The 23,172-nt window shown below is 67.8% G+C and carries 26 protein-coding genes and 1 tRNA gene; 10 read left to right on the forward strand and 17 right to left on the reverse strand.

Going from position 1 to position 23,172, the window contains the following annotated elements; all coding sequences use genetic code 11:
* Positions 1-14: 14 nt before the first annotated feature.
* The gene (locus ACK4E3_RS06755) at positions 15-515 is read left to right on the forward strand and encodes a pyridoxamine 5'-phosphate oxidase family protein (RefSeq protein WP_409698184.1); all 501 of its coding nucleotides are present in this window, start codon (positions 15-17) and stop codon (positions 513-515) included.
* 37 nt (positions 516-552) lie between these two features.
* On the opposite strand, the gene ACK4E3_RS06760 is transcribed toward ACK4E3_RS06755, so the two are convergent.
* The 4 genes from ACK4E3_RS06760 to ACK4E3_RS06775 form a co-directional block, all read right to left on the reverse strand.
* Positions 553-1,035 (reverse strand): hypothetical protein, encoded by a 483-nt coding sequence (locus ACK4E3_RS06760; RefSeq protein ID WP_409698187.1) that lies wholly within the window; start codon positions 1,033-1,035, stop codon positions 553-555.
* Between the two features lie 122 nt (positions 1,036-1,157).
* Positions 1,158-2,882, reverse strand: a complete 1,725-nt coding sequence (locus ACK4E3_RS06765) for an ATP-binding protein (protein ID WP_409698190.1) — start codon at positions 2,880-2,882, stop codon at positions 1,158-1,160.
* Between the two features lie 239 nt (positions 2,883-3,121).
* A tRNA-Gly gene (locus ACK4E3_RS06770) sits at positions 3,122-3,196 on the reverse strand.
* Positions 3,197-3,286: 90 nt separating this feature from the next.
* Positions 3,287-4,069: an SDR family oxidoreductase gene (locus tag ACK4E3_RS06775; protein ID WP_409698193.1), complete on the reverse strand. Its 783-nt coding sequence runs from the start codon at positions 4,067-4,069 to the stop codon at positions 3,287-3,289.
* A gap of 60 nt (positions 4,070-4,129) precedes the next feature.
* Here ACK4E3_RS06775 and ACK4E3_RS06780 point away from each other — a divergent pair, with 60 nt between their 5' ends.
* Positions 4,130-4,588 (forward strand): YkvA family protein, encoded by a 459-nt coding sequence (locus ACK4E3_RS06780; RefSeq protein ID WP_409698196.1) that lies wholly within the window; start codon positions 4,130-4,132, stop codon positions 4,586-4,588.
* A gap of 117 nt (positions 4,589-4,705) precedes the next feature.
* On the opposite strand, the gene ACK4E3_RS06785 is transcribed toward ACK4E3_RS06780, so the two are convergent.
* Entirely contained in the window at positions 4,706-4,918 is a 213-nt protein-coding gene (locus ACK4E3_RS06785) for a cold-shock protein (RefSeq protein WP_409698199.1), read from the reverse strand.
* A gap of 194 nt (positions 4,919-5,112) precedes the next feature.
* Complete coding sequence (locus ACK4E3_RS06790) at positions 5,113-6,132, reverse strand: NADPH:quinone oxidoreductase family protein (RefSeq protein ID WP_409698202.1); 1,020 nt, start codon at positions 6,130-6,132, stop codon at positions 5,113-5,115.
* A gap of 72 nt (positions 6,133-6,204) precedes the next feature.
* On the opposite strand from ACK4E3_RS06790, the gene ACK4E3_RS06795 reads away from it, so the two are divergent.
* Positions 6,205-7,083: an isoaspartyl peptidase/L-asparaginase family protein gene (locus tag ACK4E3_RS06795; RefSeq protein WP_409698205.1), complete on the forward strand. Its 879-nt coding sequence runs from the start codon at positions 6,205-6,207 to the stop codon at positions 7,081-7,083.
* 74 nt (positions 7,084-7,157) lie between these two features.
* On the opposite strand, the gene ACK4E3_RS06800 is transcribed toward ACK4E3_RS06795, so the two are convergent.
* The 5 genes from ACK4E3_RS06800 to ACK4E3_RS06820 all read right to left on the reverse strand — a co-directional run bounded on the left by ACK4E3_RS06800 (position 7,158) and on the right by ACK4E3_RS06820 (position 10,724).
* On the reverse strand, positions 7,158-8,090 hold the full coding sequence (locus ACK4E3_RS06800) for a TraB/GumN family protein (protein ID WP_409698208.1): 933 nt from the start codon (positions 8,088-8,090) through the stop codon (positions 7,158-7,160).
* An 82-nt stretch (positions 8,091-8,172) separates the two neighbouring features.
* Entirely contained in the window at positions 8,173-8,820 is a 648-nt protein-coding gene (locus ACK4E3_RS06805; RefSeq protein ID WP_409698211.1) for a hypothetical protein, read from the reverse strand.
* Positions 8,821-8,832: 12 nt separating this feature from the next.
* Positions 8,833-9,021, reverse strand: a complete 189-nt coding sequence (locus ACK4E3_RS06810) for a helix-turn-helix transcriptional regulator (RefSeq protein WP_409698214.1) — start codon at positions 9,019-9,021, stop codon at positions 8,833-8,835.
* 4 nt (positions 9,022-9,025) lie between these two features.
* Positions 9,026-9,439 carry a hypothetical protein gene (locus ACK4E3_RS06815; RefSeq protein ID WP_409698217.1) on the reverse strand — a complete coding sequence of 138 codons (414 nt, stop codon included), beginning with the start codon at positions 9,437-9,439 and terminating at the stop codon, positions 9,026-9,028.
* Positions 9,440-9,644: 205 nt separating this feature from the next.
* Positions 9,645-10,724 carry a 2'-deoxycytidine 5'-triphosphate deaminase gene (locus ACK4E3_RS06820; RefSeq protein ID WP_409698220.1) on the reverse strand — a complete coding sequence of 360 codons (1,080 nt, stop codon included), beginning with the start codon at positions 10,722-10,724 and terminating at the stop codon, positions 9,645-9,647.
* Positions 10,725-10,799: 75 nt separating this feature from the next.
* On the opposite strand from ACK4E3_RS06820, the gene apaG reads away from it, so the two are divergent.
* Positions 10,800-11,207 (forward strand): Co2+/Mg2+ efflux protein ApaG, encoded by a 408-nt coding sequence (gene apaG / locus ACK4E3_RS06825; RefSeq protein WP_409698223.1) that lies wholly within the window; start codon positions 10,800-10,802, stop codon positions 11,205-11,207.
* A 158-nt stretch (positions 11,208-11,365) separates the two neighbouring features.
* On the opposite strand, the gene ACK4E3_RS06830 is transcribed toward apaG, so the two are convergent.
* Positions 11,366-11,890: a GcrA family cell cycle regulator gene (locus ACK4E3_RS06830; RefSeq protein ID WP_409698226.1), complete on the reverse strand. Its 525-nt coding sequence runs from the start codon at positions 11,888-11,890 to the stop codon at positions 11,366-11,368.
* 267 nt (positions 11,891-12,157) lie between these two features.
* Here ACK4E3_RS06830 and ACK4E3_RS06835 point away from each other — a divergent pair, with 267 nt between their 5' ends.
* From ACK4E3_RS06835 to lpdA, 5 genes are all read left to right on the forward strand, one after another.
* Positions 12,158-12,997, forward strand: coding sequence for an ABC transporter permease (locus ACK4E3_RS06835; RefSeq protein WP_409698229.1), 840 nt, complete (start codon positions 12,158-12,160; stop codon positions 12,995-12,997).
* A gap of 68 nt (positions 12,998-13,065) precedes the next feature.
* A complete protein-coding gene (locus ACK4E3_RS06840; protein WP_409698232.1) occupies positions 13,066-14,004 on the forward strand; it encodes a M28 family metallopeptidase in 939 nt (312 codons plus the stop codon).
* Between the two features lie 193 nt (positions 14,005-14,197).
* Complete coding sequence (locus ACK4E3_RS06845) at positions 14,198-15,370, forward strand: aspartate aminotransferase family protein (RefSeq protein ID WP_409701146.1); 1,173 nt, start codon at positions 14,198-14,200, stop codon at positions 15,368-15,370.
* A 17-nt stretch (positions 15,371-15,387) separates the two neighbouring features.
* On the forward strand, positions 15,388-16,302 hold the full coding sequence (gene argF / locus ACK4E3_RS06850; protein WP_409698235.1) for an ornithine carbamoyltransferase: 915 nt from the start codon (positions 15,388-15,390) through the stop codon (positions 16,300-16,302).
* A 147-nt stretch (positions 16,303-16,449) separates the two neighbouring features.
* On the forward strand, positions 16,450-17,871 hold the full coding sequence (lpdA, locus tag ACK4E3_RS06855) for a dihydrolipoyl dehydrogenase (protein ID WP_409698238.1): 1,422 nt from the start codon (positions 16,450-16,452) through the stop codon (positions 17,869-17,871).
* A gap of 21 nt (positions 17,872-17,892) precedes the next feature.
* Here lpdA and ACK4E3_RS06860 read toward each other — a convergent pair whose 3' ends face one another.
* The 5 genes from ACK4E3_RS06860 to fsa form a co-directional block, all read right to left on the reverse strand.
* Positions 17,893-18,105 (reverse strand): helix-turn-helix transcriptional regulator, encoded by a 213-nt coding sequence (locus ACK4E3_RS06860; protein ID WP_409698242.1) that lies wholly within the window; start codon positions 18,103-18,105, stop codon positions 17,893-17,895.
* A 2-nt stretch (positions 18,106-18,107) separates the two neighbouring features.
* Positions 18,108-18,518 (reverse strand): hypothetical protein, encoded by a 411-nt coding sequence (locus ACK4E3_RS06865; RefSeq protein ID WP_409698245.1) that lies wholly within the window; start codon positions 18,516-18,518, stop codon positions 18,108-18,110.
* A gap of 82 nt (positions 18,519-18,600) precedes the next feature.
* The gene (locus ACK4E3_RS06870) at positions 18,601-19,530 is read right to left on the reverse strand and encodes a tyrosine recombinase XerC (protein ID WP_409698248.1); all 930 of its coding nucleotides are present in this window, start codon (positions 19,528-19,530) and stop codon (positions 18,601-18,603) included.
* On the reverse strand, positions 19,512-20,213 hold the full coding sequence (locus ACK4E3_RS06875; protein WP_409698251.1) for a DUF484 family protein: 702 nt from the start codon (positions 20,211-20,213) through the stop codon (positions 19,512-19,514). Before ACK4E3_RS06875 ends, ACK4E3_RS06870 begins: the two co-directional genes overlap by 19 nt.
* Before the next feature lie 48 nt (positions 20,214-20,261).
* Complete coding sequence (gene fsa / locus ACK4E3_RS06880) at positions 20,262-20,915, reverse strand: fructose-6-phosphate aldolase (RefSeq protein WP_409698254.1); 654 nt, start codon at positions 20,913-20,915, stop codon at positions 20,262-20,264.
* A 60-nt stretch (positions 20,916-20,975) separates the two neighbouring features.
* Here fsa and ACK4E3_RS06885 point away from each other — a divergent pair, with 60 nt between their 5' ends.
* On the forward strand, positions 20,976-23,156 hold the full coding sequence (locus tag ACK4E3_RS06885; protein WP_409698257.1) for a primosomal protein N': 2,181 nt from the start codon (positions 20,976-20,978) through the stop codon (positions 23,154-23,156).
* Positions 23,157-23,172 lie beyond the last annotated feature (16 nt).

Raw genomic sequence — 23,172 nt, forward strand, 5'->3', positions numbered from 1 at the left:
TGCGGAGACCCGTCATGAGCCACGACATCACCCCCAAGGACGCCGAAGACAAGCTGTGGAAAGCGATAGAGGACAGCCGCTTTGGCATGCTCTCGCTGGACCAGCCGGGCGAGCACGCCCAGCCCATGACCGCGTTCTGCGAGCGCGTTACGGGCAGCCTGTGGTTCTTCACCTATCGTGACAGCGATCTGGCCCGCGAGGCCGGCGAGGGCGGCATGGCCGCCATGTTCAGCTTCATTTCCAAGGACCAGAAGGTCTTTGCCTGCATGGCCGGACGCCTGCACATCCACGATGACGAGGGGCGCAAGGCCCGGTTCTGGAACCCCGTCGTGGCCGCCTGGTATCCCGAGGGCCGGGACGATCCGCGCGTGTGCCTGATGCACATGAAGCTGGAGGATGCGCGGGTCTGGATCAGCGAGGCCGGCCCGATCCGCTTCAGCTACGAGATCGCCAAGGCCAATCTGACCGACAGCAGGCCCGACGTGGGCGCTCAGGCCGACATCCGCTTCCAGTAGCCCGGCCTTCGACCAGCAACGCTTCGGCCAGCAAAGCCTAGATGGCAAGCTGGCCGGGCACCCGGCGGCGGCGGCGCGCGCGCGAGACCGCAAATATCAGAATACCCAGCAGGATCAGGGCACCGAGGATCATCCACTGCGGATCGATTCCGGCGCTCTGTGCGCTGCGCTCGACCGAATAGGGCACCAGCTCGTCCGAAGCGGCAGAACCGCCCGCAGCCCGCGCAGACAGCGCCAGACGCAGCACCGCGTCGGCGGCAAAGCCCAGAGCATAGGCCGCCACCGCGCGCGGATTTCCCGCGCCCAGAAGCCCGGCACTGATGAGATAGAGAATGATGGCTGCCGACCACAGGGCGATGCGAACGCCATTGCCCTCGGCCGCGAGCACCGCGCTGGCGCCCGCGCGGCTGAGCGATTCCTCAAGGCCCGAGCCTTCAAAGAACGGGGACACCAGCGGCCAGGCCAGCCAGCCCGCATAGGCCAGCAGCACGATCAGGACCACGAACCGCAGCAGCTTCATCGCCTCACTCCGCTCCCATCGCCCAGGGCTCAAGTCGCCCCGAAGGCAATCCCCCCCGGCCGCGTGCACCGGGTCGGAAAGGGTTAACACGAGCCCGGCCCACTGCAAAGCTGGCGGCGCGATCAGTCGGCGCTGCCGCCTTGCGCATCATCCTCCAGCGGCAGGGCGAGACGCACGCGGGCGCCCTGTCCCGGTGCGCTTTCGATCTCCAGATCCCCGCCCACGCTGCGCGCCAGGCCAGAGACCTGCGACAGCCCAAGCCCCGCCTGCCCCTCGCGGGTGGTGAAGAAGGGCTCTCGCGCCCGCGCCAGGGTCTCGGCATCCATGCCCGAGCCATCATCCGCGACCGTGATGACGGCGCGACCGGCCTCGCGGGTCAGGCTGAGGCTCACCGTGCCCCCGCTTTGAAGCCCATTGTCGATCAGCGCAATCAGCGCGGCGCGAAGCGAAAGCGGGTCGACGCGCACGCTCATCGGCTCGCCGACCGGCTCCACGGCTACGCGCCCCTCGCCCCGGCGCATCAGCGCGGCGGCCTCGCCTTGCAGATACCCTGACAGTTCCAGCGCAGCCGTCTCATGAGGATCGGCACCCTGGGTGAAGGCCAGCAGCCTGCGCGACAGCGCCTCGCCCCGGCGGCCCGCTTCCAGTGCCACATCGCCGAGCCTTCTCACGCGCTCGGGGTTGTCGGCCTGATCGCGCATCACCTCCAGCGCGCTGGTCAGCACGCCGAGCATGGCATTGAAATCCTGCACCAGTCCGCCGGTCAGCCGGCCGAGCTGTTCGTGATGGTGTGCGCGCTCCTCGGCCTCACGCCCCGCCTCGCTCTCGTGCGCCAGACGCTCGCGCAGGGCCACGACCTCGGCCTCGGCACCTGCAGGAGGCGCGGGCGCATCCCGCTCGGGCGTGCTGTCGATCACCACCGCCTCGGCCTCGGCCGCGACACGGTCGCCCGCCATCAGCAGGTCGCCCTCGTCGCCCTCCAGCTTGAGAAAGCGCCAGCGGGTACGCGTGCCGTCCTTGAGCACAACCTCGACCGGCTCCGCCTCGCCCGGCTCGGCCATGTAGGCTGCGGCAATGGCCTGACGGGTCTCGGTGCGATGGCTCTCGCTGATGAGGGCATCAGCGAAGTCACTGCCTGCGAGCGCTTCGGCATCGAGGCCCAGCGGCGCGGCCAGGGTGCGATTGAGGGCGCGGATCACCCCGCCCGGCCCCACAACGGCCAGGAAACTGGCGGCGGCATCGAACACCTTGCGCGTCAGGGCGGCGGCCAGGGCCTGATCGCCGGCAAGTCCGCCGAGGGCCTCGGGCGTGGTCAGGCTCTCGGTCTCGACGATGGCGGCGGTCGAGCCCAGCACCTCGCCGCCTTCGCTGACGATGGGCATGGCCGTGACCGAGACGAGCATGCTGCGGCGCGTGGCCGGATTGGCCATCAGATGCTGGAAGCCCTTGACCGTCTGTCCCCGCAGCGCGCGGGCGCTGGGCAGCAGGTCAGGGGGCACCGGGCGTCCGTCAGGATAGGTGATGCCCCAGGTGGCCGAATGAAAGCGCAGGCCAAGAAGTTCGGCGTCGCGGCGTCCCAGAAGCTGGTGCGCGGCCCGGTTGGCAAAGGTGAACTTGCCCGAGATGTCGGTCTGGACCAGGGCCACGGGGATGGCGTTGAGAATCTCCATCTGGCGGCGGTCGGCGGTCTCGGCCTTGTGACGCGCCTGTTCCAGATCGGCACTCAGGCGGCGGTAGGCGAGCGCCCAGCGTCCCGCCGCCCACAGGCCGAACAGCCCCAGCAGGGCAAGGCCCGCACCTGCGGCCAGAAACACCAGTGCCCAGTTGAACTCGCCTTCGAGAAACATCGCCGCTCAAACATCCAGACGGCCCCCGCCATCGCGGATAAGACCATGCGCCAAAACAGCCCGGAAAGGCCACAGTGCACTTGTCGCTGCAAGAGGCGGGCCGCGATTTGTCGCCATGCGAGGCGCGCTGTCGTCCAGGGCCTGTATCGCAGCGTGCGCGCATCCGGGACCGCCATCCGGCAACGGTCCTGCGCGCAGGGGCTGAGGCCTGACAGACAGATTGTCGGGAGGCTGTCGACTGGAGCGGGCGAGGCGATTCGAACGCCCGACCCTCACCTTGGCAAGGTGATGCTCTACCCCTGAGCTACGCCCGCGCTCTCAGTCGAGAGCGGGGCGTATAGCCGAGCGCGGGGCGGGTCCGCAAGGGGGAAATCGGAAAAATAGCGCCCCTTCACTCGGTCCCGTCAGCGCGGCGCCAGACGGATCGCGCCATCGAGGCGGATGCACTCGCCGTTGATATACACGTTCTCGGCCAGATGCCGGACCAGGGCGGCATAGTCCTCGGGCGTGCCAAGGCGCTTGGGGAACGGGATCATGGCGGCCAGCGCGTCCTGAACCTTCTGGTCCATACCCGCCATCATCGGCGTCCACATGATGCCCGGCAAGATGGTGTTGACGCGGATACCCTCGTTCATCAGGTCGCGCGCCATGGGCAGGGTCATGGCATAGACCCCGCCCTTGGAGGCCGAATAGGCGGCCTGCCCGATCTGGCCGTCCTGCGCTGCGACTGAGGCCGTGTTGACGATCAGACCGCGCTCGCCGTCATCCATGGGATCCAGCGTGACCATACCCGCCGCCGAGCGCGAGGCGACGCGGAAGGTGCCGAACAGATTGATGCGCACGGTGCGCTCGAAGGCGGCCATGTCATGGGCGCGGATCTCGCCGCTGTCCTTCTTGCGCGAAACGGTCTTCTGGCCGGTGGCGATGCCTGCACAGTTGACGCAGATGCGCTCCTGACCGTGGGCGGCGCGCGCCTTGGCAAAGGCCGCTTCGACCTCCTCGTCCGAGGTGACATCGACCTTGCAGAACACCCCGCCGATCTCGGCCGCCAGGGCCTCGCCCGCCTCCTCGTTGAGGTCGAACAGCGCGACACGCACACCGTGCTGCGCCAGCGCACGGGCCGTGCCCGCGCCAAGGCCGGAAGCTCCTCCGGTGACAACAGCGGCGATCGAGGAGTCGAGTTTCATGGCGGGAACCTGTAGGATGACGTCAGGGTGAATAAGAGTGTGCGTGAGGGTTTAGGGCCGATGGCCGGATTTTCCAAGAAGCCGGATCAGAACGCGCGGGCGCGGGCCGAGGAAAGACAGAGGCGCATCGAAGAGGCCATCAGGGAAGCCACCGAGCCCGAGCGGGCGCTGGTGCCCTCGGTGGTGCATCTGAACGAACAGAAGGTGCGCACGCGCTTCCTGCCCAAGCTGCAAAGGCATATCGCGCGCCTGCCTTTCGCGCGCGAGGCCCTGTGGGCCTATTATTGTGCGAGGGATTCCGAAACCCCCGCTGCGGTGCGCGGCGTCCTGCTGGCGGCCCTGGCCTATTTCGTCCTGCCTGCCGATGCGATCCCCGATGTCATGGCCGGGCTGGGCTTCACCGACGATGCGGCCGTGCTGGCCGCTGTGCTGGCCATGGTCTCGGCCAACATCCGCCCCGCGCACAAACAGGCGGCGGAGGATGCCTTGCGCGCCATGCGCGGCGAGAGCGAGCCTTAGGCGTCACGGCGCGTCAGATCCGGCCAGCGTCAGGTCACACGCGGCCAAATTGAAAACGGGCGGAGACTGGATCAGCCTCCGCCCGTCATTTCAGGGGTATGAGCCCGGATCGAAAGACTAGCCTTCGACCTTCAGGTTCACAGCCGCTTCCTTGCCAGAGCGACGGTCGCGCTCCAGCTCGAACGAGACGGCCTGGCCGTCGTTCAGGCCGCGCAGGCCGGCCGCTTCCACGGCGCTGATGTGCACGAACACATCCTTGCCGCCATCGCTCGGAGCGATGAAGCCGTAGCCCTTGGTGCTGTTAAACCATTTCACATTGCCGGTTGCCATTTCAGAACCTTCTCAGTCTGGCAGTGCCCCGCAAGGAAAGTCTCGCGGGATTTGGTGTCGGGTCTGAAAGATCGGCCTTGGACCTAAAGCGCGTGTGCGAAAAGGACGTCAGCGTTACGCTCAAGATGTTCGACGCCCGCTCTATAGGCGTTTGAGAGGCTCAAGGCAAATAAGGCGAAGCGGCGGCGGATGCCTCATGGCTCCATCAGGACGACCAGCTTGCCCGACGCCCTGCGCGCCGCCAGAGCGGCAATGGCCTCGCCTGCCTGCTCCAGACGATAGGTCTGCGTCACGCGCGGTGCGATGGCCCCGCGCCGGTAGAGGTCGAACAGATCGGCCATGTTCGCGCGGTGCAGATCGGGCTCGCGCGCGACGTGCGCGCCCCAGAACACGCCGACAATGGCCGTGGACTTGAGCAAGGTCAGATTGAGAGGTGGCGCGGGAATGCCTGCGGGGAAACCGATGACGAGGTGCCTTCCGCCCCAGTTCAGCGCACGCAAAGCCGCCTCGCTCAGCGGTCCGCCCACGGCGTCATAGACCACATCGGGACCCCGGCCGCCGCTGGCGGCGCGAAAGGCCTCGCTGACGGCCTTGAGGCTCTGCCGGTCCGGCTCGCCATCGAGGCGCGGATAGATCACGGCCTCATCGGCTCCCAGCTCAAGGCACAGCGCGCGCTTTTCCTCCGACGAGACGGCGGCGATCACCCGCGCACCCATGGCCTTGCCCAGTTCCACCGCCGCACTGCCCACACCCCCGGCCGCGCCTAGCACCAGAAGCTGTTCGCCTGCCTTCAGCGCGCCGCGGTCCTTGAGCGCATACCAGGAGGTGCCATAGGTCATCAGGAATGCGGCTGCGTGCTCGCGGCTCATCACTCCGTCGAGATCGGCGGGAATGGCCAGCAGGCGGTCCTGGCCCACCACCACCTTCCCGGCGAGCCCGCCCCATCCTGTCAGGGCGATGACGCGATCGCCCTTCGCGTAGCCGGTGACACCCTCGCCCACCTGATCGATGCGCCCCGTTACCTCGCCGCCCGGCGCAAACGGGCGCTCGGGGCGGAACTGGTAGCGGTCTTCGATGATCAGCACGTCGGGGTAGTTGATCGAGCAGGCCTCCACCACGATGCGAACCTCGCCGCGACCGGCCTTGGGCTCGGCCACCTCATCGTAGCTGAGGGTCTCGGGGCCGCCGGGGGAATGGGAGAGGAGCGCGCGCATGGGCCAGTTCCTGTGCTTGTCGAGAAGGGCCTGCGACGCTAACGAGCGCAGCACGCAATAGAAAGGTCCAAGATGAGCCGTCCCTATGCGCTCGTTCTTCATGGCGGCGCCGGTGCGCGCCGCTCGCGCAGCTATGAGGCCGAGATCGCCCACATGGCCGAGGTGGCCACGCGCGCGCGCGATCGTCTGGCAGCAGGTGCCAGCGCGCTCGATGTGGTGTGCGAAGTGGTGGTGGGGCTGGAGGATTCGGGGCTCTATGTCGCCGGGTGCGGCGCCTCGCCCAATCTGGCCGGAGCCTTCGAGCTGGACGCCAGCATCATGACCGGCCCTGAACGCCGCGCCGGGGCGGTGGCTGCCTTGCAGGGCTTTCGCAACCCCATCCTGTGCGCCCGCGCCGTCATGGAGCGTACGCCCCACGTCATGCTGGCGGGAGAGGGCGCGGCCCTGTTCGCCGCCGATCAAGGCCTTGAGCCCATCGCCGACGAGGCGGCCTGGTACACCAAAGCCGGTGCGGGCGAGGACAATCATCCGCCCGGCACCCTGTCGCATGGCACGGTGGGCTGCGTGGCGCTGGACACCGCAGGCAGGCTGGCGGCGGCGACCTCGACGGCGGGGGTGTTCGGCAAAATGGCCGGGCGCGTGGGTGACACGCCGATCCCCGCTGCCGGCACGTGGGCTGATGGCCATGTGGCGGTGTCGGGCACGGGCCAGGGCGAATATTTCATCCGCACCGCCGCCTGCGCACAGGTGTCCTGGCGGGTGGCCTCAGGCCAGTCGCTGGATGAGGCCGCACGCGCGGCCCTGGGCGAGATCGAGGCCATGGGCGGCAATGGCGGCCTGATCGGCGTGGACCGTGAGGGCAACATCACCCACCCCTTCAACAGCCAGGGCATGAAGCGCGCCTGGGTGACGCGCGAGGGCGAGGTGGGCGTCGACGTCTTCGGCATCTGAGCGCCACGACCATCAGCCACAAAAAAAGACCCCGGTGCGAGACCGGGGCCTTTGCGTCAGCGCTGATCGGCGGATCAGGGGTTGACGCGCTCGGAGGCGATGCCGCGCTGTTCGAGGAACACCTGCACGCTGTCCGGCCCGATCAGATGGCCTGCGCCGACCGCGATGAAGGCGGTGCCAGAGCCTTGCAACAGGGTCTCGATCTGTTCGGCCCAGTTGCGGTTGCGCTCGACGATCAGCACCTCATAGGTGCCGCCCCACTGCTCGCGCATCTCGTCGAGCATGATGCGTTCCATGGCGGTCACATCGCCAACGGCCCAGGCGTCGACCAGGCCATCGAGCATGGCCGCGCCATCGTTGTAGCCCTCGATGGCGGACTCCAGAAACTCGATCTGGGCGGCCTCGGGCATATCGGCGAAGAAGCGCATCTGCTGCTCCACCGTCTCCAGCTCGCGCACGGGTCGGCCCGTCTCGGCCCAGGTCGACTTGAGCCGGATTTCGACGCCCGAAGTCGGGTCATATCCCGCCTGGACGATGCCCATGGAGCTGATGGTCAGACCCACCAGCCACGGCTGCATCGCCTCGATGGCCTGGGCAGGCAGGCCGAGCGCATCGGTGACCTCGGTGACGCGCGCGAACATCTCCGGCCCGACGCGCCGGGACAGGGGCGTGGTCGAGAGACCGTAACGCTGGATGTAGGGCAGGGCCGCATTGGGATTGTCGACGTCGGCAATCTCGAACCACAGTTCGTCCGCACGGCTCATGGCCTCGTCGATGCTGGGGGTGCGCCACTGCGTCTCGGGCCGCAGCAGGTGCACCGTGCCGAACAGATAGATGGTGCTGTCGTGATCGCGCACCACCCACAGGGCGGGCTCGTTGCTGGAGGACGGCTGGGCCAGCGCTCCGGTCGGCACGAAAGCCAGGGCAAGAGCGAGGCCGAGGGCCACACCTGTCACGGCGCGGGCGGCATCCTTGGCGCGCGCCCTGAGAGTTTCAGTCAAGGTCATTGTGGTCTCCATCAGATGTCCGGCAAGAGGATGCCGGAGGTTTGTCACAGCTTTGCGGTCGGTCCTGGTCGGGGGTGAGAACTCAGGTCAGGCGACAGCGGCGCGCGGCCACCACACACGACACGATCAGATAGGTGGCCAGCAGCACGGTCACGGCGTCCCACGCGGTGATGGCGGGCACCAGGGCGAGGCGTTCGGCGGCGGCATAGAGGAACAGGACGCCCTGCAAACCCCAGAAGCTCACCGCACCGGCCTCGACCATCAGGCGGCGCACCAGCTCATCGCCCCGGAACCAGAGCATGGCATTGAGCGCGCTCTGGATCACGAACAGGCCGAGGATGATCACATAGGTGAGCGCGGGACTCTCATCTCCGATCAGGGCCGCGCCCACGGGGATGAACAGCATCACCCCCGCGAGACCGGTTACGGAAGCCTGCCTGCGCGCATCGGCGACCTCGCTGCCGGTGGCCTCGCCTTCCATGTTGAGCATCCGGCCCAGTGCCGCGCGGTTCATGGAATTGACAGTGACGATGGCGGCGGTGGCCAGCAGGGCGACCGACAGCACGAGTGCCAGATGGTCCGACCAGGAGAAGCCCCCGGTCATCTCACGGGTCAGGCCTGCGACGCCATAGCCGACGATGCCACCGGCAATCGCCAGCAACACCAGCACCAGGATTCGGCGCCACAGCGGCGGGCGGGGTTTGGTCGTTTGAACGGACTGGGACGACATGATGACGGCTCCCTATTCTGAAAAGATGTCTTCGATGCGCAGGCTGAAGGTGCGCGCGATGCGAAAGGCCAGAGGCAGGGACGGATCGTAGCGTCCGGTCTCCAGCGCGTTGACGGTCTGGCGCGATACGCCCAGCGCTTCGGCCAGATCGGCCTGGCTCCAGTTGCGCTCGGCCCGCAGGACCTTGAGACGGTTGTTCATGACATCACCGCCGTGACAGCCACCACAGCGACCAGCACAGGGCGTAGCCCAGCGTCTGGGCCAGCACGATCGCCAGCGCGCCGTGATAGAAGATGGCCGTGGAGCTGTCGCCAAGCAGGCTGCCGACAACGGCGTCGCGGTCGAGCAGATAGAACCCGCCGATCACGATGAAGCCCGCGGCCATGCCCCATGAGCCGCCCCACCACCACGCCCACTTGTGAGCCTCCTGGGCCGCCTCGTCGAGCGTGCGCCACCACTTCAGGCTGATGAAGAACACGGCCACGAACACCAGCGCCAGAATGAGGGCGGGCACGATGGCATTCATGATCCCGCCATCGGGGCGCAGCAGGACCGAGGCCGCGCCCGCCGCGCCGCCCAGCACAAGGCAGGTGAGCAGAAGGGCAAGAAAGGTGGCCATCGGCCCCAGCTTCGGCCTCGACGCAGGCCCGGAAGAAGGTTTGGGTGGTGAGACGTTCATGGGTGTGAATCCTGCCAAGTGAGCTTTCCACTATGGAAAGGACATTTGACACATCCGGCCGCGACTGTCAAGCACCCTTGTCAAATGATCAAGGACCATTGTCCATTCGGCCCTGAGAAGCCTCGCCGGGCCGCGCGCGCCCGCCCTACCCCTGCCAGGGGCGGAACAGCTTGGAGAGCTTCAGGCCCTGGCGCTGATAGTGGGAGCCGCCCTCACCGTAGAGGCGGCTGGGACGCTCGATCAGCGGCTCATAGACAAGACGCGCCACCGTCTGGCCGTCCTCGAGCAGGAACGGCGTGTCGTGGGTGCGCACTTCCAGCACCGCGCGCGAGCCCGCACCGTGGGCCTCGTCGGTGCCGAAGCCGGGGTCGAAGAAGCCCGCATAATGCACCCGGAACTCACCGACCGAGGGGTCGATGGGCGTCATCTCGGCCGCCTGCAGCACGGGAATCTCGACAGGCTCCTTGGAGGCCAGGATGTAGAACTCGCCCGGGTCCAGCAGCAGCTCGCCCAGCCCCGAGCCGCCCGCGCGCGGGCTCAGCGGCTCCCAGAAGTCGCTCGGGTCATGCCCGTCCACATTGTCGAGATCGACCACACCGGCATGGCGCCGCCCGCGAAAGCCCGCGATCTCGCCGACGCTGAGGTCCACGCCGACGCTGACGGTGGCCAGCCGGGGCGGCTCTCCGGCCTTGAGGCGAAGCTGATTGAGCCGCGTGCCCGGCCTTACCAGCACCGAAAAGGTCTGGGGCGCGATCTCGAGATAGAGCGGGCCTTCATAGCCCTCGGCCACGTCATCGAAGGTGGCACCGCGATCGGTGAGCAGGCGCACGAACACATCGACACGGCCCGTGGAACTCTTGGGATTGGCGCGCGCGTTCAGCCCGGCGGGCAGCTTAAGGCGCTCCTGCAGGCGCACGATATAGACGCAGCCCTTCTCCAGAACCTCGCCGCCGGTCAGATCGAGCCGGTGCATGGCCACATCCGCCAGGCGCTCCTCGACCTTGCGCGCACCGGGCAGGAACGAGGCGCGCACCCGCCAGGCCTGAGACGACAGGCGCAGATCCAGACTGGCCGGCTGCACCTGATCGGCATCGAACGGGCTGTCCGAGGCAATGGCTCCGCCCGCGACCAGCGCCTCGATCATCTGGCAGGGCAGGATGCCGGAACCGGGGCCGCCTTCAGGGGATTGTCCGTGGGGGGAGCGAAGATAGGCGTCGAGGGTCATGGTCGTCCGGAAATCTTGTCTGCTGCGCACACGCGCCGAGGAAAATGCCCCAGCCCGCCTGCGAAAGCTCCGGTCATGAGCCGTCCGGATGTCTATGAGGCCCGCACCGGCGACGTGATCGTGCGTGCGCGCCCCACCTATCTCGACAGCCAGTCCGAACCCGACGAGGGGCGCTGGGTCTGGGCCTATAGCATCGAAATTGAAAATCGGGGACAGGAAGCGATCCAGCTGATCAGCCGCCACTGGATCATCATAGACGCCACAGGCCACGTCGAGCAGGTGCGCGGGCCCGGCGTGGTCGGCGAACAGCCCGTGATCGCGCCCGGCGACACCTTTATCTATGCCTCGGGATGCCCCCTGCCCACACCCTCGGGCAGCATGAGCGGGCGCTATCAGATGGTGCGTGCGGACGGCGAGGGGTTCGAGGCCGTGATCCCGACATTCTCCCTGCACACGCCGGACGCCAGAAGCAGGCTCAACTGAGCCCGTCTCATGAGGATGTCCTGGGGTTCAGGAGCCGGGTAGGGGCTGCGTCAACCCGGATAACCGCAGCCCCGCCCCGCCGCTCGCCAGCGTGAAGGCCCCTGCGGGCCGCCTGCCGACGCGACGATGGCGCGCTCTCTAGGGAGCAATTGTGACAATCAGATGTAGCGGCGCAGCGAGCGGGCCAGATCGGCACCGCTGTCGCGGCTCGCGCGCTTGGCCTGTGGCTGATAGGCCACCTTGGCGTGCTCCACGCAGTAGGGAATGCCGTCACCGGCGCGGCGCCCGCAGAAACTGAACTCGGAGGTGGACGGATCGCCGATGGGCCACTTGCACATGTGCGCGCCCAGCGTCAGCACGGTTGCGGTGCCGGGCAGCTCGGGCTCGACCACGCGCGGCGAGGGCGGGGTCGGGCGCGGCGGGGGCGCCTCGGCGGCCTCGATGCGGCGCGGCGCGGACGGCTGGGAGGGCGGGCTCTGCACCGTGCGGGCGCGCGGCGGACGCAGCGCGGCGCGCACGGGCTGCGAGGGCGCGGCGCGGCCCGACAGGCCGAGGCGGTGGACCTTGCCGATGACGGCGTTGCGCGTGACGCCTCCGCCCAGCTGCTTGGCGATCTGGCTGGCCGACTGGCCCTCGAGCCAGAGCTTTTTCAGCGTGCCCACGCGTTCGTCCGTCCAGCTCATCGATCCGTCTCCCCCGCCCTCAACCGACCCAGGCGGCACAAGATGTTGATTCATGAACGCGCAAAATGCGTCCTCGACCACCACCAATCGTAAAGCAGTCCTTAATTGTCGCAATATGTAGGATTTCGGGTGTCCACAGAAACTATATATGGTTAGCGGCAGCGCAGGCAGCACGCACAGGCTCGGTCCCGCGCGGCCCGCAGGACTGAAGGACGGGTCATCGCAGGGGGCCTTGCGGTATGGCCCCGGCAGGCGCATCTGGCTCCCATGAGCAAGACACCGCCCCCCACGCTGGAAAGCGCCATAGAGATCGACGGATTGCCCGAGCCGCGCCGCTATGGCGGAATGAACTGGCTGGGCGTGTGGACGCTCTATCTGCGCGAGGTGCGCCGCTTCTGGAAGGTCGGCATGCAGACCGTGGCCGCGCCCGTGGTCACGACCTTGCTCTACATGATGGTGTTCGTGGTGGCGATGCAGGGGGCACGCCCTACCGTGCAGGGCGTGAGCTTCTCGGAGTTCGTCGCGCCGGGCCTGATCATGATGGCCATACTGAACAACGCCTTTGCCAACGCCTCGTCCTCGCTGATCCAGGCCAAGATCATGGGCACGGCCACCGACTTTCTCACCCCGCCGCTGAGCCCGCTTGAGCTGGCGATCGGCTTTGGCGCAGGCGCGGCGACGCGCGGCGTGGTGGTCGGCCTGATCACCGCCCTGTGCGTGGCACCTTTCGCCAATCTGGCCTTCCAGCAGATCTGGGCCATCGCCTATTTCGGCTTCATCGCCTCGCTGATGATGGGCTTGCTCGGTGTGCTGGCCGGGCTGTGGTCGGAGAAGTTCGATCACCTCGCCGCAGTGCAGAACTTCATCGTCATGCCCATGACCTTTCTTTCGGGCACCTTCTATCTGGTGGGCAACCTGCCCGAGCCATTTGCCACAGCCAGCCACTTCAACCCGATGTTCTATCTGATCGATGGCTTCCGCTTCGGCTTCATCGGTGCCTCGGAGGGCATGATCGCCACGGGCATGATCGTCAGCGCCCTGTTCACCCTGCTGCTGGCCGCCCTGACATGGTGGGTGTTCCGCAAGGGCTGGCGCCTCAAGAGCTGATCGGCGCGCGGGCGGCTTGCGCCCCGCCTCCCGCCCTGCCAGCCTTGGCCCGCACTGGAGAGCCCACCATGAGAGCGCACCGTCCCGCCATTGCCAGCATGCTGCTGGCTGCAGCCCTGATCCTGCCCGCCCTGATCCTGGTGATGCCGCTGCGCGCCCTTGGCGACGAGGCGATGCGCGCCGAGGTCGCCACCTTCGTCCAGCCGACCCACGAAGCGCGCCAGCAGGCCATGACCGCCCACCTGGACCGGATGGGGCTGAGCTATCGCACCGAGGCCTTTCAGCCCGCCCGCCCGGGCGTGGCCGAGGGACGCAACATCATCGTGGACCTGGCCACGGGCGCGCCCGCCGATGCACCCGTGATCGTGCTGAGCGCCCATTACGATGCGGCCCGTGATCGTCAGGGCCGGTTCTTTGACGGGGTGGTCGACAATGCCGCATCGGCGGTGATCCTCAGTCATGTGGCAAGCGACATCGAGGCGCGGGCGCTGGCACATCCCTATCGCCACCGCATCCGGGTGATCTTCTTCGATCACGAGGAACTGGGCCTTCTTGGCGCGCGGCACCATGTCGAGAGCGCGGGCGTGGCCGATGTGGCCTTCGTGCTCAACTCCGATGTCGCAGCCTACGGCGACACCCTGATGTATTCCGAGCACGCCAGTTTCCCGCAGGTCAGGCGCGCCGTTCTCATGGCCTGTGCCGAGCTGGCGCTGACCTGCATCGGCTATCCCGCCTATCCGCCCAGCGACGACCGCGTGTTCACGGCCGCGGGCGTGCCCAACACCTCGCTGGGCTTTCAGCCGCGCGTGGCCGCCCATCAGCTGTGGCTGGCGCTCAATGGCGGGACCGATTCAGGCCTGAGAGCGGGCTTTGTGCCCCCCGTGTTCAATGCGATCCATTCGCCGCAAGACACAATGGACGCGGTGGATGCCGAAACGCTGTCCACGGCGCGCGCGGTCTATGGCGCCATCGTGCGCCACCTCGATCAGCTGCCGCTCGCGCACTGAGCTTCGCCTGAGCCCCGCCGCGAGTCCGGTGCGGGTGTTGACTATCGCGGGCAGCGGGCGGAAGAAGTGCGCGCACGTCCCGCGTCCTCTGGCTACGTCCTCTGGCCAAGTCCTCTGGCACGGGACGGTTTTCATTTCACGCCTCCCTTGCGGAGCATTGTGGGTAAGGAGCCCTGCCGTGTCCGGTCATCTGATGGGTGTCTATAATCGCGCACCTCTGGAAGTGGAGCGCGGCGAGGGTGCCCGCCTCTACGCCACCGACGGCACGGCCTATCTGGACTGTGTGGCCGGGATCGCCACCAATGCGCTGGGCCACGCCCATCCGCGCCTGATCGAGGCCCTGCGCGCCCAGGCCGACAAGCTGTGGCACACCTCCAACATCTTCCGCATCCCCGGTCAGGAGGCGCTGGCCGACCGCCTGTGCGAACTGAGCTTTGCGGACCGGGTGTTCTTCACCAACTCCGGCTCCGAGGCGGTCGAGACGGCGCTCAAGACCGCGCGGCGCTATCACTTCGCCAACGGCGCGCCCGAGCGCGTGACGGTCTACGGTTTTGACGGCGCCTTTCACGGGCGCACCTACGGAGCCATGAACGCTGCGGGCAATCCCGCCTATGTCGAGGGCTTCGGCCCGAAGCTGCCCGCCTATCAGCAGATCACCTTCGGCGATCATGAGGCGATCAGGGCCGCCATCGCGCGGCCCGACACCGCAGCCATCATCCTTGAGCCCGTGCAGGGAGAGGGCGGTGCGCGCGCGGTGCCCGAGGTCTGCCTGCGCGGCCTGCGCGATCTGTGTGACGAGCACGGCGTGCTGATCATCTTCGACGAGGTGCAGTCGGGCATGGGCCGTACGGGCCGGCTGTGGGCGCACGAATGGGCCGGCATGACCCCCGACATCATGGCCGTGGCCAAGGCGCTGGGCGGCGGCTTTCCCATCGGCGCGTGCCTGGCCACCGAAAAGGCCGCCAGCGGCATGGTCGTGGGCGTGCACGGCTCGACCTTCGGGGGCAACCCCCTGGCCATGGCCGTGGGCCTGGCGGCCCTGGACGAGATCGCGCGGCCCGAAACGCTGGCCAATGTCAACGAGGTGGCGGGCTATCTGACCCAGCAGCTTCACGGACTGAAGGCGCGCTTTGAGGACATCATCGTCGATGTGCGCGGCAAGGGTTTCCTGATCGGCATCAAGCTCATTCCGAACAATCGCGAGTTCATGGCCATGGCCCGCGACCAGCATCTGCTGGTGGCAGGCGGCGGGGACAACTGCGTGCGCCTGCTGCCGCCCCTGACCCTGACCATGGACGAGGCCCGCGAGGCGATCGAGAAGCTGGAGCGCACCTGCGAGCAGGTCCGCGCGCGTCAGGCCTCGTAAGCAAGGAGCCACAGCCCATGGTGCGGCACTTTCTCGACATTCACCGCCACGACGGGGAAACGCTGCGCGCCATCCTCGATGATGCCCTGGCCCGCAAGAAGGCCCGTGCCGGCTGGCCGAAGGGCCGCGTCGATGCCGATGCGCCCGCGAAGGACCGCGTGCTGGCCATGATCTTCGAGAAGAACTCGACGCGCACGCGCTTCTCGTTCGATGCGGCCATACGCCAGCTGGGCGGGGCCAGCATCATCGCCAATGCCAGCGACATGCAGCTGGGCCGCGGCGAGCCCGTCGAGGACACCGCACGGGTGCTCTCGCGCATGGTCGATGCCGTGATGATCCGCGCCAACAGACACGAGGATGTCGAGCGCTTCGCCCAGGCCTCAAGCGTGCCTGTCATCAACGGCCTGACCGACCGCAGCCATCCCTGTCAGATCATGGCGGACCTGATGACCATCGAGGAGCATCGCGGACCGGTCACGGGCAAGACCCTGGCATGGGTCGGCGATGGCAACAACGTCTGTGCCAGCTTCATTCACGCCGCGCCGAAGCTGGGCTTTACCCTGAAAATTGCCTGCCCGTCCGACTATCACCCCGACCTGCACGATCTGGCGCGCGGCGGCAGCGCCGTGCACCTGACCAGCGATCCCGAAGAGGCGGTCAACGGCGCGGACGCCGTGATTACCGACACCTGGGTCAGCATGGGCGATGCGGACTATGACGCGCGCATGAGGGCGCTGGAGCCCTACGGCGTGGACGAGGCCCTGATGGACCGTGCCGCCCAGGACGCCGTTTTCCTGCACTGCCTGCCCGCCCACCGGGGCGAGGAAGTCACCGACGCGGTGATCGACGGGCCGCGTTCGCTGGTCTGGGACGAGGCCGAGAACCGCATCCACGCCCAGAAGGCCGTGCTGGCATGGTGCCTGGCGGGCTGACGCTCAGCATGGCTGGCGCCGCGCGCACCGGCGAGATGCGCGAAATATCCGCCAGGGCCTTCCAACCGGGTGTCGAAATCCCCTAGTTAGCGCACCACATCTCCAATCGGCCCGACGCCGGGCCAGAGCCCAGCAAACGAGCCTGCCATGACCGATACGCCCAGCACCTTTGATGTCGTGATCATCGGCGGGGGACCGGGCGGATACAATGCCGCCATCCGCGCAGGTCAGCTCGGCATGAAGGTCGCCTGCGTCGAGATGCGCGCCACCCTGGGCGGCACATGCCTGAACGTGGGCTGCATGCCCTCCAAGGCGCTGCTGCACGCCTCGGAGCTTTACGAGGCGGCGCGCAACGACTTCGCCTCCATCGGCATCGAGGTGAAGCCCAAGCTCAACCTCGCCCAGATGATGGCCTCCAAGGACAGCTCCGTCGAGCAGCTGACCAAGGGCATCCAGTTCCTGTTCCGCAAGAACAAGGTCGAGTGGCTGCAGGGCCGTGGCCGCCTCAAGGGCCGCGAGGGTGATCTCAATGTCGTCGAGATCGAGGCCGCCGATGGCCAGCGCGCGAAGGTTCTGGCGCGCAACGTCGTGATCGCAACGGGCTCGGAGCCCACACCCCTGCCCGGCGTGGCCTTCGAGGACGGCAAGGTGGTCGATTCCACTGGCGCCCTGTCACTGGGTGCCGTGCCAAAGCATCTGATCGTGGTCGGCGCAGGCATCATCGGCCTGGAGCTGGGCTCGGTGTGGCGACGCCTCGGTGCCGAGGTGACGGTGATCGAATATCTTGACCGCATCACGCCGGGCATGGACTCGGACCTGGCCAAGGCCTTCCAGCGGACCCTGGAAAAGCAGGGCATGAGCTTCCGCCTCGGCCAGAAGGTCACGGCGGCCAAGGCGGGCAAGGACGGCGTGCGCCTCGGCATCGAACCGGCGAGCGGCGGCGAGGCGAGCGAGATCTCGGGCGACGTGGTGCTGGTGGCTATCGGGCGACGCCCCTACACGGCGGACCTCGGGCTGGAGACGGTCGGCCTGAAGACCGATGCGCGCGGCTTCATCGCCCAGGATCACTTCCGCACCGAAGCGCCGGGCATCTGGGCCATCGGCGACGTCACCCACGGCCCCATGCTGGCCCACAAGGCCGAGGAAGATGCCGTGGCCTGCATCGAGCTGATCGCGGGCAAGGCCGGACACGTCGACTATGGCCTCGTGCCCAGCGTCGTCTACACCGCACCCGAAGTGGCGTGGGTGGGCCGCACCGAAGATCAGCTCAAGGCCGAAGGCTTGGCCTACAAGGCGGGCAAGTTCCCCTTTGCCGCCAACTCGCGCGCCAAGATCAACCACGAGACCGACGGCTTCGTGAAGGTGCTGGCCGATGCGGCCACCGACCGTATTCTGGGGGTGCACATCATGGGGCCGCAGGCGGGCGAGCTGATCGCGGAAGCGGCACTCGCCATGGCTTTTGGCGGGGCGTCAGAGGACATCGCGCGCACCTGTCACGCCCATCCGACCCGCTCCGAGGCCGTGCGTCAGGCGGCCATGGGCGTCGAGGGCTGGACCATGCAGGCGTGACCGCTCTGCTGCGCGGTCGGATCAGCCGGAGTCCGGGGTCCAGCTGAATACCTCTGTTAACGGGCGCCCGAAGACCTCGGCGATGCGGAAGGCCGCTTCCAGACTGGGGGAATAGCGTCCCGCCTCTATGGCGGCGACTGTTTGACGTGTCAGGCCTATGCGGTGGCCCAGCTCGGCCTGGGTCATTTCGCCTTGCTCGAAGCGCAGGGCACGGATGCGGTTGTTCAGGGCCATCCTCAGCTACCGTACCGGTAGTTCCAGATCACGACAGCGCCTTGCACCCCCTGAGCAAGTCCTATGGCTGCGACCGCCGGATTGATCAGATCCCACCCGCTGCGATCAAAGGGCAGCACCACACCCACTACAATCGTGCCCGCCATCAGCGTGCCATAGGCAGCACCCACGGCGCGCCTTTCGATCTCGCGATCACGCTCGTCCCTCACCCGGTCCTGCGATGGGGTGCGCGCCCGCAGCCACAGCCTGGTAGCTCCCAGCAGCAGAGCCTCCCCGCCAAGAGCCATGCCCAACGCCAGCAATCTCGCGCCCTCAGTCTCCGGCTGTGCCAGCGACACCCAGACAAAGTAGGGGACCAGAGTGAGCGCGATGGCGGCAATGGCCAGCCAGGCCTGATTTTCCCGATATGACATTCAGACTTCCTCCCGGCGACAGCGCGTCGCCAGAAGTGATGTCTAATATTTTTAACATTGAGTCAAATATTATTTACGCAGATCAGCGCCTAGGGTGCGCATGGTCATAGGCGCTCATCAGATGCTCGGCATCCACGCCCAGATACCTCTGGGTGGTCGAGAGCGAGGCGTGGCCCAGCAGTTCCTGAACGTCGCGCAGACCCGCGCCCTCACCCAGCAGGTGCGTGGCAAAGCTGTGGCGAAGGGCGTGCGGCGTGGTCCGCTCGTGCAGCCCCATGCGCGAACGCAGCGCCTTGACCAGCGCCTGCACATGGCGCGCCGACAGCGGACCGCCGCGCGGCGCCCTGAACAGGGTATCGTCGGGCATGAGATCAAACGGCTGGGCCGCGCCATAGGCAGCCATCGCCTCGCGCACCTCGTCCAACACCGGCACCATGCGCACCTTGCCGCCCTTGCCGTGGATGCGGAGACTGGCGCCCGGCTCGCGCTCGCGCCACGTCAGGGACAGGGCCTCTGACACGCGCAGGCCGCACCCATAGAGCAGCAGCAGCACCGCCCGGTCTCTCAGACCCTCCCACTCGGCCTCGCGCACCAGAGCCGCTTCCTCCATCAGGCCCAGCGCCTGATCGGTGCTGACCGGGCGCGGCAGGCTCTCGCGGGAGCGGGGTCCGCGCACCAGGGCGATCTCGGGCGTGGGAATGTCGCAGCGGCGGTCCAGCCAGCGATGAAAGCTGCGAATGGCGGATAGTGTCTGGGACAGGCTGCGTGCGCCGCGCCGCTCGCGTCTGCGGCTGAGGTGGGCGCGGACATCGGCAGCCTTGAGCGCGCCCATGGCGGCCAGATCGGGAACCCCGCCGAGGTGCTCGCCAAGGTGGGCGACATAGAGCCTCAGCTCGTGCCCATAGGCCTCAAGAGTGCGCGCAGAAAGTCGGCGCTCATGGGCGAGATGATCCAGAAAGGCGGCAACGCCCTCATCCGCCCCGCTCGCGCGGCTCAGTCCAGCACCGGCCATCGCTCGATCATCCGCTCGACCACCCGGCTGAGAAACGCCACCAGCTCACCGCCCTGCGTGGCCATGAAACCCTCGGGCTCGGACGAGCCGAAGGCGCACAGCGCCAGCCGGTGCGGCACCCAAGGCGCCATGCGCACCAGCGCCACGCTTCTGACCTGATCGGCCTGGGCACCGAACAGGGGCGAGCCCTTCCAGTTGGCGTCCTCGAAAGCCGGACCAAGCCAGGTGAGGCCATCTGGCCCCAGCAGGCGATCGACCTCGCCGGATTTCAGCGCGCGCCAGCCGAACGGCACCGGGCCGGGCTTTTCCAGCGCGATCACCGCGCCCACCAGGCCGAAGCGGGCCTGGGCGCTGGCATCGAGGCGCCGCGCCAGATCGGAGTGACTGCGCGCTTCCATCAGGTCGAGAGCGGCCACATGGGTCTGGGTCTGGGCGGCAAAGTTGGCGCGGGCGACCTGCTCGATGGCCATGCGCGCTCCCGCCTCGCGGGCGCAGGCCTCCTCGAGGCGCGTCAGGGCCGCGCGGCCCAGTTCCACGACATTGCGCCCTGTGGGCCGCAGCCCCAGTTCCTCGAGCAGGGCGCGATCCTCCAGCACAAGCGGTGCATGAGCCTGAAGCCAGTCCCTGACCTCGCGCCAGTTCAGCCGGTTCGTCTCTTCCAGCGTTTCGCTCTGCCGGTCCATGCGCGTCTCGAAAGGGGCCCAGGGTCAGGACCGGCACCGCGCGGAAGTTCAGAGAATCGTCTGTCCCGTGGCGCGCCAGTCGCTCAGGAATTGATCAAGCCCCCTGTCGGTTAAGGGGTGCTTGACGAGGCTGCGGAAAATATCGGGCGGCAGGGTCGCGGCGTCCGCGCCTGCGAGCGCCGCACCGGTCACATGGGCAGGGGTGCGCAAGGATGCGGCCAGAACCTCGGTCTCGAACCCGTGCTGGTCATAGAGATCGCGGATCTCCTCGATCAGCGACAGGCCATCGGCGCCATGATCGTCCAGCCGTCCCACGAAAGGCGAGATGAAGCTAGCGCCCGCCTTGGCCGCCAGCAGGGCCTGGGCAGCCGAAAAGCACAGCGTCACATTGGTGCCGATCCCGTCCTGTGAAAAGCGGCGCGCTGCCTTCAGCCCGTCCCAGGTCAGGGGCAGCTTGACCAGCACATTCCCGGCGATGCCCGCAAGGTGGCGCCCCTCGCTGATCATGCCCTCAAGATCGGTCGCCGTGACCTCGGCCGAAACCGGCCCCTCGACGCAGGCGCAAATCTCGGCGATGACCTCGGCGATGTTGCGACCGGATTTGGCGATCAGCGATGGATTGGTGGTCACGCCGTCCACTAGGCCCGTTTCGGCCAGTTCGCGGATGACGGCGACGTCTGCGGTGTCGAGAAAGAGTTTCATGAGGCCTTCCATAGCGAGTTGGCGCGGTTTGTGCGAGGGCGCACGCGGGAGGCATCGCCCATGACCTGCCCCACCATCTGCATTGCCTCGGTGCTGGTTCCCCTGCCGGTCATGGAAGCGTTCGACTATTCGGTTCCGCAGGACATGACCCTCAAGCGCGGCCAGCGCGTGCGCGTGCCTCTGGGGCGGCGCGAGGTGATCGGCATCGTCGAGGCGGTGCGCCACAGCCCTGCCAGCAATATGCGCCTTCGCGACGTGATCGGGCCTCTGGACGGGCCGCCACTGCCGGGGCCGCTGCTGGATTTTCTGGTTTGGTCGGCGCGCTGGACCCTGAATCCACCCGGCCTGATGGCCCAGATGGCCCTGCGCGGCAGTTTCCACCCCCCGCCCCGCCCCGGCGTCGCGGTGGTCTCGAGCGACTGGCAGAAGGTGCGCGAGACGCCTGCGCGCGCACGCATCCGCGAGGTGCTGGACAGTGCCGACGGTCCGGTGCCGCGCAGCGATCTGCTTGAGCAGGCCGGGGCTTCGCCCGCCGTTCTGGCCGAACTGGTGCGCCAGGGCGCCTGCACCCTGATCGACATTGCTGCGCCGGACCCGTTTGCTCCCCCCCGACCGGACTTCGCCCCGGCCACACTCAGCGCCGGACAGGACGCGGTCAGGGCGCGGCTCGATCAGGCCCTGATAGCCGATGCGTTCAGCGCGCACCTGCTCGATGGCGTGACCGGCTCGGGCAAGACCGAGACCTATCTGGAAGTGCTGGCGGGCCTGCTGGCCCGCGAACCCGACGCCCAGGCCCTGATCCTGCTGCCCGAGATCGCTTTGACCCAGGCGGTGATGACGCGCTTTGCCGAGCGCTTCGGCGCCCTGCCCGCAGAGTGGCACTCGGCCATGCCCCCCCAGAGACGCCGCCAGGTGTGGGACGCAGTGGCCCAGGGGCGCGCACGCATCGTGGTCGGCGCACGCTCCGCCCTGTTCCTGCCCTTTCCCGCCCTGCGCCTGATCGTGGTCGATGAGGAGCATGACGGCGCCTACAAGCAGGAGGACGGCCTGATCTATCAGGCCCGCGATCTGGCGGTGGCACGCGCGCGCTTCGAGGGCGCGGTTTGCGTGCTGGCCTCGGCCACGCCATCGATGGAGACTCTCAGCAATGCGCGAAGCGGTCGCTATGGCTGGCTGAAGCTGCGCGAACGGCACGGCCCTGCGGTCATGCCCGATGTGAGCCTGATCGATCTTCGCGCCCATCCGCCGGAGCCCGGCCAGTGGCTCTCGACCCCGCTCAGGATCGCCCTGCGCGAGACGCTCGAGGCCGGCCAGCAGGCCATGCTGTTTCTCAACCGGCGCGGCTATGCGCCCGTGGTCCTGTGCCGCGCCTGCGGACACCGGCTCAGCGCGCCGGACACCGACAGCTGGCTGGTCGAGCATCGCTACAGCGGCAGGCTGGTCTGTCACCTGACCGGCTTTTCCATGCCCCGGCCCGAGAGCTGCCCCCACTGCCACCAGCGCGACTCCCTCGTGTCGGTCGGACCGGGGGTGGAGCGCATCGAGGAGGAGGTGGCGAGCCTGTTTCCCGAGGCCCGCACGGCGGTGTTCTCCTCCGATACCGTGGCCGGGGCCGCCAGTGCGCGCGCGATGATCGACAGGATGCGCGATGGCGAGATCGACGTGATGGTCGCCACCCAGGCCGCCGCCAAGGGCCACAACTTTCCGGGACTGACCCTCGTGGGGGTTGTGGATGCGGATCTTGGGCTGAAAGGCGGAGACCTGCGCGCCGCCGAGCGCACCTTCCAGCTTCTGACCCAGGCCAGCGGACGGGCCGGACGCGCCGAGGCGCGCGGGCGCGCCCTGATCCAGACCTGGACGCCCGAGCATCCCGTGATGCAGGCGCTCGCGGCCACGGACCGCGACCGGTTCTGCGAGACCGAGCTGGGCGAGCGCGAGGTGGCGCGCCTGCCGCCCTTCGGCCGCCTGTGCGCCCTGATCCTGTCGTCCGAGAACGTGCATGCGCTCGATGAGGTGACGCGCGCGCTCTCACGCGCCATCCCGAGGGGCGAGCGCCTTCAGGTGTTCGGCCCGGCCGAAGCGCCTCTGGCGCTGGTGCGCGGGCGCAGACGGCGGCGCTTTCTGGTCCGGGCAGACCGCGATGTCGACCTCCAGGCCTATGTGCGCCAGTGGACGTCCGCCGTGAAAGTGCCCGCCAGCGTGCGCCTGACCATCGACGTGGACCCCTATTCGTTTCTGTAGGGCATCTCTGTTCGGC

The organism is Brevundimonas sp., assembly GCF_046299595.1.
Lineage (GTDB): Bacteria > Pseudomonadota > Alphaproteobacteria > Caulobacterales > Caulobacteraceae > Brevundimonas.

Bases quoted from the DNA above. Each gene is read 5' to 3' on its own strand.
- ACK4E3_RS06845 (WP_409701146.1), top strand. From the start codon at position 14,198: ATGGGTGTCTATAATCGCGCACCTCTGGAAGTGGAGCGCGGCGAGGGT.
- ACK4E3_RS06810 (WP_409698214.1), bottom strand. From the start codon at position 9,021: ATGAACAACCGTCTCAAGGTCCTGCGGGCCGAGCGCAACTGGAGCCAG.
- ACK4E3_RS06815 (WP_409698217.1), bottom strand. From the start codon at position 9,439: ATGGCCACCTTTCTTGCCCTTCTGCTCACCTGCCTTGTGCTGGGCGGC.
- ACK4E3_RS06760 (WP_409698187.1), bottom strand. From the start codon at position 1,035: ATGAAGCTGCTGCGGTTCGTGGTCCTGATCGTGCTGCTGGCCTATGCG.
- ACK4E3_RS06795 (WP_409698205.1), top strand. From the start codon at position 6,205: ATGAGCCGTCCCTATGCGCTCGTTCTTCATGGCGGCGCCGGTGCGCGC.
- ACK4E3_RS06840 (WP_409698232.1), top strand. From the start codon at position 13,066: ATGAGAGCGCACCGTCCCGCCATTGCCAGCATGCTGCTGGCTGCAGCC.
- ACK4E3_RS06790 (WP_409698202.1), bottom strand. From the start codon at position 6,132: ATGCGCGCGCTCCTCTCCCATTCCCCCGGCGGCCCCGAGACCCTCAGC.
- ACK4E3_RS06885 (WP_409698257.1), top strand. From the start codon at position 20,976: ATGACCTGCCCCACCATCTGCATTGCCTCGGTGCTGGTTCCCCTGCCG.
- ACK4E3_RS06805 (WP_409698211.1), bottom strand. From the start codon at position 8,820: ATGTCGTCCCAGTCCGTTCAAACGACCAAACCCCGCCCGCCGCTGTGG.
- ACK4E3_RS06765 (WP_409698190.1), bottom strand. From the start codon at position 2,882: ATGTTTCTCGAAGGCGAGTTCAACTGGGCACTGGTGTTTCTGGCCGCA.
- lpdA (WP_409698238.1), top strand. From the start codon at position 16,450: ATGACCGATACGCCCAGCACCTTTGATGTCGTGATCATCGGCGGGGGA.
- ACK4E3_RS06835 (WP_409698229.1), top strand. From the start codon at position 12,158: ATGAGCAAGACACCGCCCCCCACGCTGGAAAGCGCCATAGAGATCGAC.
- ACK4E3_RS06755 (WP_409698184.1), top strand. From the start codon at position 15: ATGAGCCACGACATCACCCCCAAGGACGCCGAAGACAAGCTGTGGAAA.
- ACK4E3_RS06865 (WP_409698245.1), bottom strand. From the start codon at position 18,518: ATGTCATATCGGGAAAATCAGGCCTGGCTGGCCATTGCCGCCATCGCG.
- ACK4E3_RS06800 (WP_409698208.1), bottom strand. From the start codon at position 8,090: ATGACCTTGACTGAAACTCTCAGGGCGCGCGCCAAGGATGCCGCCCGC.
- argF (WP_409698235.1), top strand. From the start codon at position 15,388: ATGGTGCGGCACTTTCTCGACATTCACCGCCACGACGGGGAAACGCTG.
- ACK4E3_RS06775 (WP_409698193.1), bottom strand. From the start codon at position 4,069: ATGAAACTCGACTCCTCGATCGCCGCTGTTGTCACCGGAGGAGCTTCC.
- ACK4E3_RS06870 (WP_409698248.1), bottom strand. From the start codon at position 19,530: ATGGCCGGTGCTGGACTGAGCCGCGCGAGCGGGGCGGATGAGGGCGTT.
- ACK4E3_RS06785 (WP_409698199.1), bottom strand. From the start codon at position 4,918: ATGGCAACCGGCAATGTGAAATGGTTTAACAGCACCAAGGGCTACGGC.
- ACK4E3_RS06860 (WP_409698242.1), bottom strand. From the start codon at position 18,105: ATGGCCCTGAACAACCGCATCCGTGCCCTGCGCTTCGAGCAAGGCGAA.
- ACK4E3_RS06820 (WP_409698220.1), bottom strand. From the start codon at position 10,724: ATGACCCTCGACGCCTATCTTCGCTCCCCCCACGGACAATCCCCTGAA.
- ACK4E3_RS06780 (WP_409698196.1), top strand. From the start codon at position 4,130: ATGGCCGGATTTTCCAAGAAGCCGGATCAGAACGCGCGGGCGCGGGCC.
- ACK4E3_RS06875 (WP_409698251.1), bottom strand. From the start codon at position 20,213: ATGGACCGGCAGAGCGAAACGCTGGAAGAGACGAACCGGCTGAACTGG.
- ACK4E3_RS06830 (WP_409698226.1), bottom strand. From the start codon at position 11,890: ATGAGCTGGACGGACGAACGCGTGGGCACGCTGAAAAAGCTCTGGCTC.
- apaG (WP_409698223.1), top strand. From the start codon at position 10,800: ATGAGCCGTCCGGATGTCTATGAGGCCCGCACCGGCGACGTGATCGTG.
- fsa (WP_409698254.1), bottom strand. From the start codon at position 20,915: ATGAAACTCTTTCTCGACACCGCAGACGTCGCCGTCATCCGCGAACTG.